This is a genomic window from Chroococcidiopsis cubana SAG 39.79, assembly GCF_003991895.1.
In the GTDB taxonomy this organism is placed as follows: Bacteria; Cyanobacteriota; Cyanobacteriia; order Cyanobacteriales; family Chroococcidiopsidaceae; genus Chroococcidiopsis; species Chroococcidiopsis thermalis.
On the sequence record NZ_RSCK01000120.1, the window covers coordinates 286 to 962 of the forward strand.

Here is a 677-nt window from a genome sequence, read left to right on the forward strand (position 1 = left end):
CAATCCATAAATGATATGAATCAGGAAACTTTATTTTGAAATCTTACTTTTTAAAACTCATGCTTCAATCTAATTTTTGAGTCGATCTTCAACAAACGTGATGTTAAAAATGATAAACTTAAGTTCATTATTTTTTAAATTTACTGAGTCATGTAAAATTTACGAGAGTTGAGGTCATAGACAATGCCATCAGCACAAATGAACGGAGCTAAAGGACCAGAGTTTAGACGAAGGCGATAGACGTTCTCACTACCAATCAGATTTTTGTCATAGCGCTCGACGAGTTGAAGGTAGCCAATTTGATAGAGTTGATAGATAAACTCTTCAGTTATTGACTGCTCGATCTCAGAGCAAATTTCAATTTGAGGCGGACTAAAAGTACAAAGAATTCGCATACTTGTCCAAGCACGGTTACAATAAGCGACAAAATGTGGCTCGTCTAGTACGCGAAGATCTATTTCTTTTGTCATGAGCCGAGAGCAACAATTGTAGACAAGATAAAGACGAATCTTGTCATGATACGAAGGCTCCACCTGATAATGCGGATATCTACCAACTTGTTCTTGGCGTTTTAAGTAACCTGCTTGCTCAAATTGACTTAGTAAGGCGAGGACTTGAGAATCGCCAATCCTCAACCAAAGTTCAAGCCATTGCATCGTACCACAGTCTTGCTGAAC

The 677-nt window shown here is 38.0% G+C and carries 1 protein-coding gene; it reads right to left on the reverse strand.

The window, feature by feature from the left end; all coding sequences use genetic code 11:
- Positions 1–140: 140 nt before the first annotated feature.
- Positions 141–677 (reverse strand): hypothetical protein (locus DSM107010_RS33130; protein WP_206751847.1); only part of this gene is annotated, 537 nt, incomplete at its 5' end.